18 protein-coding genes are annotated in these 12,281 nt (G+C 64.7%); 6 read left to right on the forward strand and 12 right to left on the reverse strand.

Annotated elements, in window-relative coordinates; translation table 11 throughout:
* Positions 1 to 16: 16 nt before the first annotated feature.
* Positions 17 to 193, reverse strand: a complete 177-nt coding sequence (locus QQ977_RS04335; RefSeq protein ID WP_285927745.1) for a hypothetical protein — start codon at positions 191 to 193, stop codon at positions 17 to 19.
* Between QQ977_RS04335 and QQ977_RS04340 the strand changes: the two genes are divergently transcribed.
* Genes QQ977_RS04340 through QQ977_RS04355 form a run of 4 tightly spaced genes read left to right on the forward strand, consistent with a single transcriptional unit; the run spans position 192 to position 2,920 of the window.
* Complete coding sequence (locus QQ977_RS04340; RefSeq protein WP_285927746.1) at positions 192 to 431, forward strand: DUF3311 domain-containing protein; 240 nt, start codon at positions 192 to 194, stop codon at positions 429 to 431. The two genes, QQ977_RS04335 and QQ977_RS04340, sit on opposite strands and share 2 nt — an antisense overlap.
* Positions 428 to 1,978 carry a sodium:solute symporter family protein gene (locus tag QQ977_RS04345; RefSeq protein ID WP_285927747.1) on the forward strand — a complete coding sequence of 517 codons (1,551 nt, stop codon included), beginning with the start codon at positions 428 to 430 and terminating at the stop codon, positions 1,976 to 1,978. Before QQ977_RS04340 ends, QQ977_RS04345 begins: the two co-directional genes overlap by 4 nt.
* A 41-nt stretch (positions 1,979 to 2,019) precedes the next feature.
* Positions 2,020 to 2,658, forward strand: a complete 639-nt coding sequence (locus QQ977_RS04350) for a hypothetical protein (RefSeq protein WP_285927748.1) — start codon at positions 2,020 to 2,022, stop codon at positions 2,656 to 2,658.
* A 58-nt stretch (positions 2,659 to 2,716) separates the two neighbouring features.
* Entirely contained in the window at positions 2,717 to 2,920 is a 204-nt protein-coding gene (locus QQ977_RS04355) for a hypothetical protein (RefSeq protein ID WP_285927750.1), read from the forward strand.
* Positions 2,921 to 2,992: 72 nt separating this feature from the next.
* On the opposite strand, the gene QQ977_RS04360 is transcribed toward QQ977_RS04355, so the two are convergent.
* The 5 genes from QQ977_RS04360 to QQ977_RS04380 all read right to left on the reverse strand — a co-directional run bounded on the left by QQ977_RS04360 (position 2,993) and on the right by QQ977_RS04380 (position 5,309).
* Positions 2,993 to 3,367 (reverse strand): hypothetical protein, encoded by a 375-nt coding sequence (locus QQ977_RS04360; protein WP_285927751.1) that lies wholly within the window; start codon positions 3,365 to 3,367, stop codon positions 2,993 to 2,995.
* 19 nt (positions 3,368 to 3,386) lie between these two features.
* Entirely contained in the window at positions 3,387 to 3,791 is a 405-nt protein-coding gene (locus QQ977_RS04365; RefSeq protein ID WP_285927752.1) for a DUF5518 domain-containing protein, read from the reverse strand.
* A 75-nt stretch (positions 3,792 to 3,866) separates the two neighbouring features.
* Complete coding sequence (locus QQ977_RS04370) at positions 3,867 to 4,451, reverse strand: L-threonylcarbamoyladenylate synthase (protein ID WP_285927753.1); 585 nt, start codon at positions 4,449 to 4,451, stop codon at positions 3,867 to 3,869.
* Positions 4,452 to 4,491: 40 nt separating this feature from the next.
* A complete protein-coding gene (locus QQ977_RS04375; RefSeq protein ID WP_285927754.1) occupies positions 4,492 to 5,001 on the reverse strand; it encodes a redoxin domain-containing protein in 510 nt (169 codons plus the stop codon).
* Entirely contained in the window at positions 4,998 to 5,309 is a 312-nt protein-coding gene (locus tag QQ977_RS04380; protein WP_285927755.1) for a glutaredoxin family protein, read from the reverse strand. Before QQ977_RS04380 ends, QQ977_RS04375 begins: the two co-directional genes overlap by 4 nt.
* A gap of 136 nt (positions 5,310 to 5,445) precedes the next feature.
* Here QQ977_RS04380 and QQ977_RS04385 point away from each other — a divergent pair, with 136 nt between their 5' ends.
* Entirely contained in the window at positions 5,446 to 6,816 is a 1,371-nt protein-coding gene (locus tag QQ977_RS04385) for a hemolysin family protein (RefSeq protein ID WP_285927756.1), read from the forward strand.
* Positions 6,817 to 6,903: 87 nt separating this feature from the next.
* Here the strand turns inward: QQ977_RS04385 and QQ977_RS04390 are convergent, their stop codons facing one another.
* From QQ977_RS04390 to QQ977_RS04410, 5 genes are all read right to left on the reverse strand, one after another.
* Positions 6,904 to 7,572 (reverse strand): hypothetical protein, encoded by a 669-nt coding sequence (locus QQ977_RS04390; RefSeq protein ID WP_285927758.1) that lies wholly within the window; start codon positions 7,570 to 7,572, stop codon positions 6,904 to 6,906.
* A 49-nt stretch (positions 7,573 to 7,621) separates the two neighbouring features.
* Positions 7,622 to 8,806, reverse strand: a complete 1,185-nt coding sequence (locus QQ977_RS04395) for an inorganic phosphate transporter (protein ID WP_285927759.1) — start codon at positions 8,804 to 8,806, stop codon at positions 7,622 to 7,624.
* Between the two features lie 57 nt (positions 8,807 to 8,863).
* The gene (locus QQ977_RS04400) at positions 8,864 to 9,580 is read right to left on the reverse strand and encodes a DUF5828 family protein (RefSeq protein WP_285927760.1); all 717 of its coding nucleotides are present in this window, start codon (positions 9,578 to 9,580) and stop codon (positions 8,864 to 8,866) included.
* Between the two features lie 63 nt (positions 9,581 to 9,643).
* Positions 9,644 to 10,213 (reverse strand): hypothetical protein, encoded by a 570-nt coding sequence (locus QQ977_RS04405; protein ID WP_430540843.1) that lies wholly within the window; start codon positions 10,211 to 10,213, stop codon positions 9,644 to 9,646.
* Positions 10,214 to 10,406: 193 nt separating this feature from the next.
* Positions 10,407 to 10,625: a hypothetical protein gene (locus QQ977_RS04410; protein WP_285927761.1), complete on the reverse strand. Its 219-nt coding sequence runs from the start codon at positions 10,623 to 10,625 to the stop codon at positions 10,407 to 10,409.
* A gap of 59 nt (positions 10,626 to 10,684) precedes the next feature.
* Between QQ977_RS04410 and QQ977_RS04415 the strand changes: the two genes are divergently transcribed.
* Positions 10,685 to 11,002: a hypothetical protein gene (locus QQ977_RS04415; protein WP_285927762.1), complete on the forward strand. Its 318-nt coding sequence runs from the start codon at positions 10,685 to 10,687 to the stop codon at positions 11,000 to 11,002.
* 49 nt (positions 11,003 to 11,051) lie between these two features.
* Here QQ977_RS04415 and QQ977_RS04420 read toward each other — a convergent pair whose 3' ends face one another.
* Positions 11,052 to 12,242, reverse strand: a complete 1,191-nt coding sequence (locus tag QQ977_RS04420) for a CobW family GTP-binding protein (RefSeq protein ID WP_285927763.1) — start codon at positions 12,240 to 12,242, stop codon at positions 11,052 to 11,054.
* Between the last annotated feature and the right edge of the window lie 39 nt (positions 12,243 to 12,281).

Genomic DNA, 12,281 nt, shown 5'->3' on the forward strand with positions numbered 1-12,281 from the left:
TACTCCTTTCTATAGCTCAAAACGCGATTTTACCTTCCCCGTTCGTCGGTGAAGCAGTCGTTTCTATCTCGGAAAACCCGGCGAGCGGACACCTCGTCGGTGATGACGAGATCTCTTCAACAGTCTCGTTCGAAGGGAAAATCTCGTCCGAAAGGAAAGAGTTACCAAACTCCGATCCGCCAGGGTCGTGCATGCGTCGTCTCGAACTCGGAGTCTGGGTTGCGGTCGCGGTGATCCTCACCTCCCTCTCGCTGCCGTGGTTTCTCTGGGGATCGGCGACCGTCGTCGCCGGCCTCCCGGTGTGGGTGTGGTGGCACGCTGGCTGGATGGTGCTCACGTCTATCGTCTTCTGGCTGTTCGCGACGCGAGCGTGGGGAATCGGCATCGAATCGGCCGGAGACGCCTCCGGCCGGCGGGGTGATCTCGAGTGACCGCTGCGCTTCAGATCGGGATCGTCCTGGCGTACATGCTGATCGCGCTGGCGGTCGGACTCGTCGCCTACCGCCTCGCCGAACGCACGGCCGAGGACTTCTACCTCGCGAGTCGGACCTTCGGCACGATCGTTCTCCTGTTTACGACGTTCGCGACGCTGCTGTCCGCATTTACCTTCTTCGCCGGGCCGAACATCGCCTACCACCAGGGTCCCGAGTGGATTCTCGTGATGGGGCTGATGGACGGGATCATCTTCGCGATCCTCTGGTACGTGATCGGCTACAAACAGTGGTTACTCGGCAGACAGCACGGCTACGTCACCCTCGGCGAGATGCTCGGCGACCGGTTCGGCTCGCCGGCGTTGCGCGCCCTGATTGCCGTCGTCGGCCTCCTGTGGCTGTTTCCCTACGTGATGCTCCAGCAGGTCGGGGCCGGCACCGCACTCGAGGCGCTGACCGAGGGTGCGGTCTCTTACGGCGTCGGGGCCGGGCTCATCACCGTCTTCATGATCCTCTACGTCGTCGTCGCCGGGATGCGTGGCATCGCCTGGACCGACACGCTCCAGGGCGCGTTCATGCTCGTCGTCACCTGGGTTGCGCTGATCTGGGTGCTTGCCGCCGTCGGCGGCCCCGGCGTCGCCACGGCCGAACTCGAGGCCGCCGCGCCGGGTCACCTCACCTTCGGGAGCGACTTCTACACGCCCCAGTGGATGCTCTCGACGGCGATCACGATCGGCTTCGGCGTCGCGATGTTCCCACAGGTGAACCAGCGCTTTTTCGCGGCCGGATCGAAGACGGTGCTCAAACGGTCGTTCGCGCTCTGGCCGATTCTCTGTCTCCTGTTGTTCCTCCCGGCGTTCATGCTCGGCGCGTGGGGACGCGGACTCGGCGTCGAGGTCCCCGAAGGCGGCAACGTCTTGCCCGCCGTTCTCGCCGAGTACACGCCCGTCTGGTTCGTCGCGCTCGTCATCGCCGGCGCGATGGCCGCGATGATGTCCTCTTCGGACTCGATGTTGCTCTCGGGCTCGTCGTATTTCACCCGAGACATCTACCGGCCGTTCGTCGATCGGGGGGTCTCCGCCCGCCGTGAGGACACGATCGCCCGGGTCGGTGTCGCCGTTTTCGCGACCGCCGCCTTCGTCGCGAGTCTGTACAACCCCGCCACGCTGTTCGAACTCGGCGACGCCGCCTTCTCCGGGTTCGCCCAGCTCGCGCTCCCGGTGATGGTCGCGCTCTACTGGCGACGGACGACCCGTGCCGGGATCACCGTCGGGATCGTCGCCAGCCAGCTGTTTTACCTCACGGCGCTGTTTATCGAATCAATCGTCGCCGTGATTACAGCCCTCGGCAGCGTCGTCGGTACCTTCCCCGCCAGCGCGCTGATCGCCGTCCTCGAGTTCGTCTTCCGTGCGAGTTACGCCGGCTGGACGCCCGGCATCGTCGGCATGCTGCTCGGACTGATCCTCACGGTCGGGGTTTCGGCGCTGACGTCGCCTGCCGCCGACGAACGACAGGCGCGGTACTTCGAGGGGCTGGGCGCGGACTGATCCCGTCAGTTCGAAGGCGTCTCACTACCGATATACGACCGATGGCAACCCCGCTTCCGGAGCCGTTTCGTGACGTCTGGCGGGTTGCGGGTACCCGCACCAGCCAGCGCAAACTCGGATTCGTCTCGAGCACCGCCGAAACGACGCTTTTCGAACACGGACCGACCGCCGACGCTGCGCCCGCGATCGGACGAGCCGCGGACGATCGACTTCCGGCTCGGTCGCTGTTCGCAGTCGAGTTGGTGCTTTCCCCGTCGCTGCCGTCGATCGGCATCGCGCCTGCGGCGGTCCTCGAGATGGCTGCACCACGGGCGAAACGCCAGTTCCTCGAGACGGTCGCGTCGGCGGGACTCGTCGTCGAGGACGAACGCGAAGCGACGCGGTTCGAACGTGCCGACGGGACGACCGGGAAGCGGTACGTCCTCGAGACCGCGTCCCGAACCGACACCGATCGGGCGAGCGCGGACGCGATCGCCGCCGAGACCCACGTCGCCGTCTGGCCGACCGACGAGGCCTACGGGATGGCCGGCGGGACGCTCCCGCTCGAAGATGGTGACCTCGATACGCTCGACGCCGACCTCGAGATCGCCCCTGGACGAGAGCGCAAGCGTGTCTACGAGTTCGTTCGGACCGTCGACCCCGGATCCGGCTGCGAATCGCCGGTCGACCGGGACGGGTGACACCGGGGCTTGCGCGCTCCGGGCCAGCCGTTACCCCGCCGGCCCCGATAGAGCGGGTATGGCACTCCAACGACTTCTCGGTTCGCGGGCGACTCGATCGGTAACCGTACTGTCGGTGTTGCTCGAGGCGAAACGGGCGTTCGACCGGAACAACACCGTTCGAGCGGCCGCGTTGCTCGGCGTCGCGGCCCTCGCCTGGAAGTGGACGATGCTCGGGATGGCGGCACAGGGCATCGTCAAACTGTTGCGTGGCGGCCGATAACTCGATGGCGTAGTGGTCGCGCGTCGGGTTCTGCGAGTCGAGTTTCGACGAGAACGTGCCGATTCTTGGACGTCACGGTGGACGCCAGGTACCGGTATCGAGTCCGAAAGGGGCCCACTCGAACAGGAGAAGTATGACATTGTTGAAAACAAAAAGAACGTACAGTGCGACTAGCGCTGCGACGAACACCACGTCCGATGGATTGGGAAGGAAGTTTCCGACGATGATAACGAGAGCAACGTAGCAACAGGCAGCGAGCACGATTCCGGGTATTCCGAACAACGTGTAGAAAAACACGGTGACAGGGTTGAGTTCGACCGCGTACGGGACCAGAATCAAGAACACGGCAGTGATCGTATCGACGGCCCACAGAAGGAGAAAGGTCCGGCGAAGCAACGGGGAGTTCGGTGGCGTTACGTACCGGTTCGAACGAATCCGACCTGACATACAACACCTCGAGTCGGTCTTACGCTCGCGTGCCGGCCGTCGCTTTCGCGGTCCGACGGTGTCTTGCCCACGAGCCGATCACGCCACCCAGCGCGCCGGGGATGGCGTACAACGCAAGCAGGAGGGCCCCAAGGACGAGTACACCGAACGATGCGACGAGCCCCGAAAATAGCAGGGTCGTAACCGTCACAATGGTCACCAGGACTAGCGATCCGAAGGCGGTCGCGATACCGCCGTGGACCGCACCGGAACTCGCTGCTCCGCCAGCGAGGTATCCGGCAGTGAGACCACCGATCAGCCCGATTCCGCCCCAGTACAGCACCACGATCGAGATTCCTGACCCGACGGAGACGGGGCCGCTGATAGACCCTGCCACGAGGCTCACGACGAATCCGGTCAGAACAGCTCTCCAGTTGACGCCCATGTCCAGCCGTCACTACGTTGTCAGTAGAGATAAACCTCGTTCAGCGAAGACGGACAGTTCGATCCACGTCCCGTATCAGCTCGTAGCGAGCCAGGTTTCGATCTCCTCGGCTAACGCACCTCGTCGGTGAATCTTTCCGCTCGAGACGTCGACGACGGTACTCTCGGTCCCCTCGGTCTCGCCCCCGTCGAGGACGACCGCCGCCGCCTCGACGATCTCCGGATCGAGTTCCTCGACGCGACGAGCGCTGTCTCGCCCGCTGACGTTCGCGCTCGTCGCCGTCACCGCGGTCCCGGCTCGCTCGAGAAAGCGCAGCGCGCCCTGGTGGTCCGGAACCCGGACGCCGACGCGGTCGCGGCCGGCGACCAGTTCCGTCGGAACCGCCTCGCGGCGTCGACAGAGCACCGTCACGGGGCCGGGGAGAAACGCCGCCATGAACCGACGTTCACGGTCGCTCGCGCGGACGTACTCGAGTGCCGACGGTACCGAGGGGACCGCGAGCGAGACCGGGTTCGATCGATCGCGGCCTTTCGCCGCGAAGACACGGTCGACGGCGTCGGAGTCGGTGGCGTCGGCACCGAGACCGTAGACCGTCTCCGTCGGGTAGACGACGAGTTCGCCGGCCTGGATCGCCTCCGTTGCACGCTCGAGGTCGTTCATCGACGCGAAGTCGGGCCGTCGCGAGCAAAAGCGTCCCGGCTCACGCCGACGCGAGGGCGTCTTCGATCTCGTCGTAGTCGGGGAACTCGGGCCACTCGTCGGCCACCCAGGCGTGGGAGATGGTCCTGTCCGACTCGAGGACGAAGACGGCGAGTCGAGGCTCGGAGATGCCGGTCATCCCGTCGAGGTCGTGACCGACCCCGTAGGTCTCGGCGACCTCGTTGGCCGGGTCAGAGAAGATCGGAAACGGGAGGTCGTACTCGTCGATGAGTCGTTTGTGTGCGTACGGCGTCGAGATAGAGACGCCGACGACGGTCGCCTCCCGGTCGTCCCAGCCCCGCTCTTTCAGCTCCTCCCAGGTGTGGGTCGCGAGGAAGGTGCGGTTCATCGGCGTGAACACGAGGATCACGCGACCGTCGTCCGTAAGCTCGGACAGCGAGCGGTCCTCCCAGTACTCCGGGGTGACCAGCGGCCGGGTGAAGTCGGGTGCCTCGTCGCCGGGCTCGGGATGGGATGTGGGAGCCAGATCGACGACGTCGAACTCCATCATCGGCACTCACCGCCGTCGGCGACGGCCGCGTCGGCGCTTGGGTCCCCGTCGCCGCCGTAGGTCGTCTCGAGGTAGTCGGCGATGTTCTCGCTTTCGGCCATCGTAACCCCGGTTCGCTCGTCGACGATGACGGGGACGGTCCGGACGCCGGCGACGCGTTTGACGACGTCGCGTCGCGAGTGCAGCGGTTCGACGAACCGCGAGCGGTAGGACAGGTCGTACGCCTGCAACAGGCGGGTGATGCGCTCACAGAACGGACAGCCCTGGAGCCGGTAGAACGTAATCGGCGGATCTGTCGTCTCGGCCATGTACGCGTGTTCGGAAACTGGCGTGGTAAGCGTGTCGCCGGCGACGGCACGACCGACTGCGCATGCCGATGTCGGTATCCTGGGTCAAAAAAAGCGGAAAAGGTTAATCGCACCGGTGACAACGCCCACGTACTCAATGGTGTCGGCTCTACTCGGCGAGTTGGTACTGGCGACGTACGACGTTCCCTGGCTGGGCGTCGACGTCAGCCGGTCTGCGGTGACGATTACGGGCGTGGTAGCTGTCGCCGTGCTCATCTTTCTCTCCGGCTTTTTCTCCTCGTCGGAGATCGCGATGTTCTCGCTGCCGAAACACCGCATCGAGGGGATGGTCGAGGACGGGGTTACAGGTGCCGAACTCGTCAAAGAGCTCAAAGACGACCCACACCGGCTGCTCGTGACGATCCTCGTCGGAAACAACATCGTCAACATCGCGATGTCGTCGATCGCGACGGCGCTTCTGTCGATTTACTTCGGCGGACTGATCGGTGTCATCCTCGCGACGTTCGGGATCACCGCGATCGTGTTGCTGTTCGGTGAGAGCGCACCGAAGTCCTACGCCGTCGAGAACACCGAGTCGTGGGCGCTCCGGATCGCGAAGCCGCTTCGCATCACCGAGTACCTGCTGTATCCGCTCATCGTCCTCTTCGATTACCTCACCCGGCAGGTGAACAAGCTCACGGGATCGACGGGGGCGATCGAGACGCCCTACGTCACCCGCGACGAGATTCAGGAGATGATCGAGTCCGGCGAGCGCGAGGGGGTCCTGGCGGAGGAAGAACACGAGATGCTCACGCGGATCTTTCGGTTCAACAACACCATCGTCAAGGAGGTGATGACGCCCCGGCTCGACGTGACCGCGGTGCCGAAAGATGCCGACATCGACGAGGCCATCGAGACCTGTATTCAAAGCGGCCACGCCCGCCTGCCCGTCTACGAGGGGAGTCTCGACAGCATCCAGGGCGTCGTCCACATTCGAGACCTCGTGCGCGATCTCAACTACGGCGAGGGCGACGACCTCGAGCTCGAAGACCTCATCCACCCGACGCTGCACGTCCCCGAGTCGAAAAACGTCGACGAACTGCTCTCCGAGATGCGGGAAAACCGGATGCACATGGCGATCGTCATCGACGAGTTCGGCACCACCGAGGGGATCGTCACGATGGAGGATATGATCGAGGAGATCGTCGGCGAGATCCTAGAGGGCGGCGAGGAAGAGCCTATCGAGGAGATCGACGACCGGACCGTCTTGGTCCGTGGCGAGGTCAACATCGAGGACGTCAACGAGGCACTCGAGGTCGAGTTGCCGGAAGGCGAGGAGTTCGAGACGATCGCCGGCTTCATCTTCAACCGTGCGGGCCGACTCGTCGAGGAGGGCGAGGAGATCACCTTCGACGGCGTTCGGATCACGGTCGAAGACGTCGAGAACACCCGGATCATGAAAGCGCGACTGACGAAACTCGAGGAATCCCCGGCCACGACGGAAGGCGACAAAGTCGTCGAAGAGTAGCCGTTAGCAGCTACCGTGAACGGTCGCCAGATACGAGTGTGGCACCGATACCGACGTCCGGCCGCGTATCGCCGACCCGTACGACGATCACCGCGAGCGAACGATCGCCTGCAACTCGCGGGCGACTGCCGGCGGCACGACGAGCCGTCGGGGGCCTTTCACGTACTGGCCGTCGGGCTGGGCGTACCTGAGTTTCACGATCGCCGTCTCCCCGATTCGCCGTACCGAGACGTCCTCGACGTCGTCCAGGTCGACCGACTGCTCCGGCTCGTAGAGGTAGAGTCGCTTCTCGTCGGGATCGAGTGACCCGACGGACTGGAGAAACGATGATCCCACGAGCAAAAAGAGCGCGATCGGGATCGTAAGCGCTGCCACGAAGAAGCCGACACCGGGGCCGAGTCCGAACGCCAACCCGTAGATCACGGCACCCATCACGACCGCGCCGACCGCGGTGTCGAGTACGCGCTGGAGTCGTCCGTCGCCGACCGAGACGCCAGGTATCGCCTCGAGGACGGCCTCGAGACGACCCTCGGTGCGGTTGATGGCCGCGAAGACGAGAATTACACCCGCGATGGCGGCGAGGGCGGCGATGACGACGGACTGTCCGCCGGTTTCGCCGGTCAGCGCGAAGAATCGTCCGTAGATCATGAGGCTGATCGCGGCGACGAAGGTCCCGGAACCGAGCGCCCACAGGATACGAACGGTCCGAAAGTTCGAGGCGTCACGTCGCCACTGAACCGTTCGAGAGTCGTTCATGGATATACGTCGACGACGATCCGGTAAAGCACGTTCGGTCTCCGGTCCGTCACAAGATCGCGCTTACAGTTGCGTACCCCGCGTAGCCGACCCCGAGCGAGAGGGCGAGCGAAAGTACCCACGCGAGGACGGTGTAGCCCATCTTGCTCGCGCTGACACCGCCTCCCGTATCGGCGGCGTAGCCGCTTCCGATGATCGAGCTAACGATGATCTCGTTGAACGAGACGGGGATGCCGAAGAGAACGGCCGTCTGAGCGATGATAAACGAGGGAATGAGTGCGGCGATCGACCGTCGAGGACCGAGCGAGGAGTAATCTTGCGAGATCGCTTTGATCATTCGCGGTGCACCGGTCCAGGAGCCGACGAGCAGACCGAAGCCGCCACCGACGAGCAAGGCGATCATGGGGAGGCCGACGTCGCCCGACAGCGGCAACAACGGTCCGATCGCGAGCCCGACCTGGCTGCCGCCCGCGGAGAACGCCACGAGCCCGCCGAGAACGAGCAGGAAGTGTCGCTCGGCCCGTTCGATGCCGCCACGGAGGTCGAACCAGAGTGCAAGCGCCCAAAGCGCCGCAATCGTCACGGTGACGGCGACGACGCCAGGAAGCTGTGAGACGGGGAGCCAACCCGCAAGCTCGAGTGCGATCGAGGCACCGGCGTCCGGCGGTCCGAGCACTGCAAACTCGATGTTCGCGACGAGCGCGCCGACGATCGCCGCGAGGGCGAGGATCAGGAACTGTTCCGGGAGCGGCTCTACCCGTAGCGTTCGGGCGATGGCGTAGGCGATACCACCACCGATAAACGGCGTCAGTATCCACAACGCGGCGATTTCGGTGTACTTCGCCCACGCCGGGTCGCCGCCCATCGCCAACCCGACGCCGATCACCGCGCCCGTGACGGTAAACGCCGTCGCGATCGGGTAGCCGGTGAAGACCCCGAACGCCACGAGGATCGCGGCGATCGTCAGTCCGATCGTCGCCGCAACCGGCGACAGCGTCACGCCGCCGATGAGTTCGGCTCCGACTGCCTCGGAGACGTTCGCACCCTGTAACACTGCTCCTGCAAACCCGAGAATACCGACGATGAACCCCGCTCGCATCACCGAGATCGCGTTCGCGCCGACCGCCGGCGCAAACGGCGTCGATCCGGACGATCCTGCTCCGATCGACCACGCCATGAAGAGACTCGCAATCGCGGCCACGGCGAAGGTTCCCAGCGTCGCGACGTCGACCATCTACCGGCGTTCTGCTGGCTGCCCTGATAAGTGTGGCGACCTGTCGGCGTACCGGGATCAGTTCGTCATCGACTGTGAGTCGTCGTCGGGTTCGGGCGGCGGCTCGGCACCCTCGACGGCCTCGGCTGCCTCGGTGTCTTTCTCGACCTCGATGTGCCAGCGATCGATCTCGTCTTCGTACTCGGTCAGCCGATCGGAGACGGTGTCTTTGAGCTCGTCATCGTTGACGTTGACCTCGAAGACGAATATCTCGCGGTCGTCCCCGCCGGACTGTTGGATGTTGGCGCTGACGAGTTCGTTGTCGAAGTAGTACGGCGCGAGTTGAGTCATCACGCGTTCGTAGACCGTGTCCTCGACGCGACGGAGCGCCCTCCGGCTAGCCGTGTCGGCAGCGCGTGCGACGTAATCGACCGACTCCTTCCAGGTGTCGACTGCGCTCTCGGTATCTTCCTCCTCGAGTGCTTCGTACGACTCCGAGAGTTTCTCGCCGGCGGTTTTGATGTCTTCGTCGGGCTCTTTACCGGCTTTCTCGCCTTTTCCTTCCTCGACGTGTGCCTGTTCGGCGGTCTTCTCGCTGACGTCTTCCTCGAGGGTCTCGTGGGACTTCGGTCGCCAGTCGTCCCACTCCTCGAAGGCGCGGGCGAACCGGGCTCCGTAGTCCGCGTCGGGATCGTGGACGCCTTCGTCCCGGAGCGCGTGCGTGACCCGTTCGCCGTGTTCGACGACGTCTCCCCAGTCGCCACGGATCTTGAATCCCGAGATGCTCTCTTCCATTCGATTAGTGCACCGATATGTGCCCGGACGGTATAAACTTCGTTGCTGGATCGCCTCGAGTGGTTAGTAGAGCTGCTCCGATCGGCTGTCCGTCGGCTGTGGACGCTGCCCCCCCTCCGACTGTCGGCCGCCCTGTCGTCTCTCGCCCATCCGGAGCAACGTCTCACAGGAGTCGATCGTACGGGTGATCGCCGAGATCGTCTCCGTGACGTGGGGGTGTCGTTGCTGGTGACGTTCTATTTCGGGCAGTGCCTCCCTCGCAACGTGGACGAACGCCTCGGCCAGGTCGGGTCCGAACATCGAGTCGCGGGCGATCAACTTCTCGTTGAGTGCTGCGATCTCGGCGATGTCCTCACAGACTCGTGTACACTCTGCGAGCTGTGGACCGCCGTAGGCACACTCTTTCGCACACCACTCGGCGACGTGGGTCACCTCGTTGAAATCCTCGAGAGCGATGCGTAGCTCGTTCGTGAGATGGTCCTCGAACTGTGGGGCCGCCTGGGCTGGGCGCTGTTGCTGGTCGTCCATCGGCTGGTCCTGCTGTGGCCGTGACCGTGCCGGCGTTCCCTGACCGTACGCCGACTGCTGTTTTCCGTACCGTCGCAGCCGTCGATCCTGGTGTTCCTGATGCATTCGAGATCACCACTCTCCGGGCGTGGGTGTTGGACTAACGACGAACCCTCGGATAAAGCGCCACGACCGTTACGACCGTTTTCGGCTCGGTTCGGCCGGTTCCAGAACGGACGCAGCGGCGAGTCTGCCCGCAGCCGGCTGGGCCGTTCCACGGGCGAAACCTCGCTTTACTGTCGCAACCGATCGCTGCGCACTACGGTCGCGTGACGACGTACGTCACCACGAACAACAAGAGCGCACCCGTCGCGACGTTGACCAGCGAAAACGTCATCACGCCGAGGAGGTCGAGCCCCCAGACGACCGTCCACGCGAACGCCGTCGAGAGGAGGGCGTTCAACGCGAGCACGACCCGCGGATCGCCACGAGAGGATTCAAGTCCCTCGGAGAAACCGCCGTCGCCGTCCCTGCTCATACTGTGAACGGGGTCGTTCACCACTTAGCTCTTTGTCCGTTGGGGGTGAAGCAGGCGGTATGCACCGGCCGCGAAACCGAAACGGCACCCCGGTCGATCCGGTCCCGTTCGTCGTCGTCGCCGCCCTCGTGACCATGCTGTCGATCTCGTTTGGCCCGGTGTACGGCATCTCCTACGGACTCTCGGTGTCGACGTCGCTTGCCGTCTCCGTGGCCGTCTCGCTCGTGGTGGCCGCGGGAGCGTACTACCAGCTCGTCTGGCTGGCGACGCCGGAGGCGGCCGGCGAGATCGCCGTCGAGAGTCGCTTTCTCCGGCTGCTGTACGGCGGTGCCGCACTCGGGGCCGTGCTCGTGGGGCTGACGATCCCGCTTCTGTGACGGGGACGACACGACCCGTTCTGACTCCGTCGTCCGTCGTCGACCACGACTACGGCGATCGGAGCACGACCGTCTCGCCAGCCGCCGTCGAAAACGGATCGGTACTCTCTCCCTTTCGTCCGTCCCCGATCCGTTCCCACTCCGTGTCGGTGACGAGGGCGTCCTCGAGCGCCGTCCGGATCGCCGTCTCGTCGACGTCGGTGCCGATCACGACGAACGCCGTCCGGCGGTCGCCGTAGTCGTCGTGCCACTCGAGGTCGGGCCGGTTCGAGCGGTACATCTCGCGTTCGACGTCGGGAAGGCTTGCGATCCACGGACCCTGTGCAGTGACCCGCACCGACGGGCCGGCCTGGCTTACGGACTGTCGAAACTCGTTACCGGCGATCCAGAGCGTTCCTTTCGAGCGGACGACGCCGTCGGGCAGGTCACGGAGCGTCGTGGCGATCCGGTCGGGATGAAACGGGCGGCGACGGCGGAACGTGAACGAGGAGACGCCGTATACCTCGTCGGGGTGGCGGTGGTCGTGGTGCTCGTCCTCGAGCGCTCGCTTCCAGCCCGCCAGCCCGTCGATCGCACTCGCGTCGAACAGCTCGACCTCGAGCAGCCGGTCGGGATCGACGACGGAAAACTCCGTCCGGATCGTCTCGGCGTCGGGCTGGAGCGTCCCGACGAGTTCCTCGGCGTCGTCGAGTTCGTCGGACGTACAGCGATCGGCCTTGTTCAGCAGGACGACGTTCGAAACCTCGACCTGTTCGACGAGCAGATCCGACAGCGGCCGGTCGCCCTCGGTTCCCCGACGTTCGGGACCCCCCGATCCGGCGAAGGCGTCGAGGAACTGCCGGGTGTCGAGGACCGTCACCAGCGCGTCGACGCGGTAGCGTGCGGCGACCCGTGACTCGGTCGTGAACAGCCGGGCGACGGGCGCCGGCTCGGAGATACCCGACGACTCCACGACGAGGACGTCAAACGACCGCTCGCGTGCGAGCCGGACGACGGCCGTCTCGAGGTCGTCCTGGAGTTCACAGCAGATACAGCCGTTCGAGAGTTCGGTGACCCCGCCGTCGGGGTCGAGTTCGGAGCCGTCGGCGATCAACTCGGCGTCGACGTTGACCGCTCCCATATCGTTGACTAAGACGGCGATCTCGCGGTCGTCGGCGGTCCGGAGCAGGTGGTTCAGAAGCGTCGTCTTTCCGGCTCCGAGCCCGCCCGAGAGGATCGTCACCGGGATCCGGTCGCTCATACAGAACAAAGACGCCTGTGGCTTTTGAACGTCCCGCTC

Source organism: Natrialbaceae archaeon AArc-T1-2 (assembly GCF_030273315.1).
In the GTDB taxonomy this organism is placed as follows: domain Archaea; phylum Halobacteriota; class Halobacteria; order Halobacteriales; family Natrialbaceae; genus Tc-Br11-E2g1.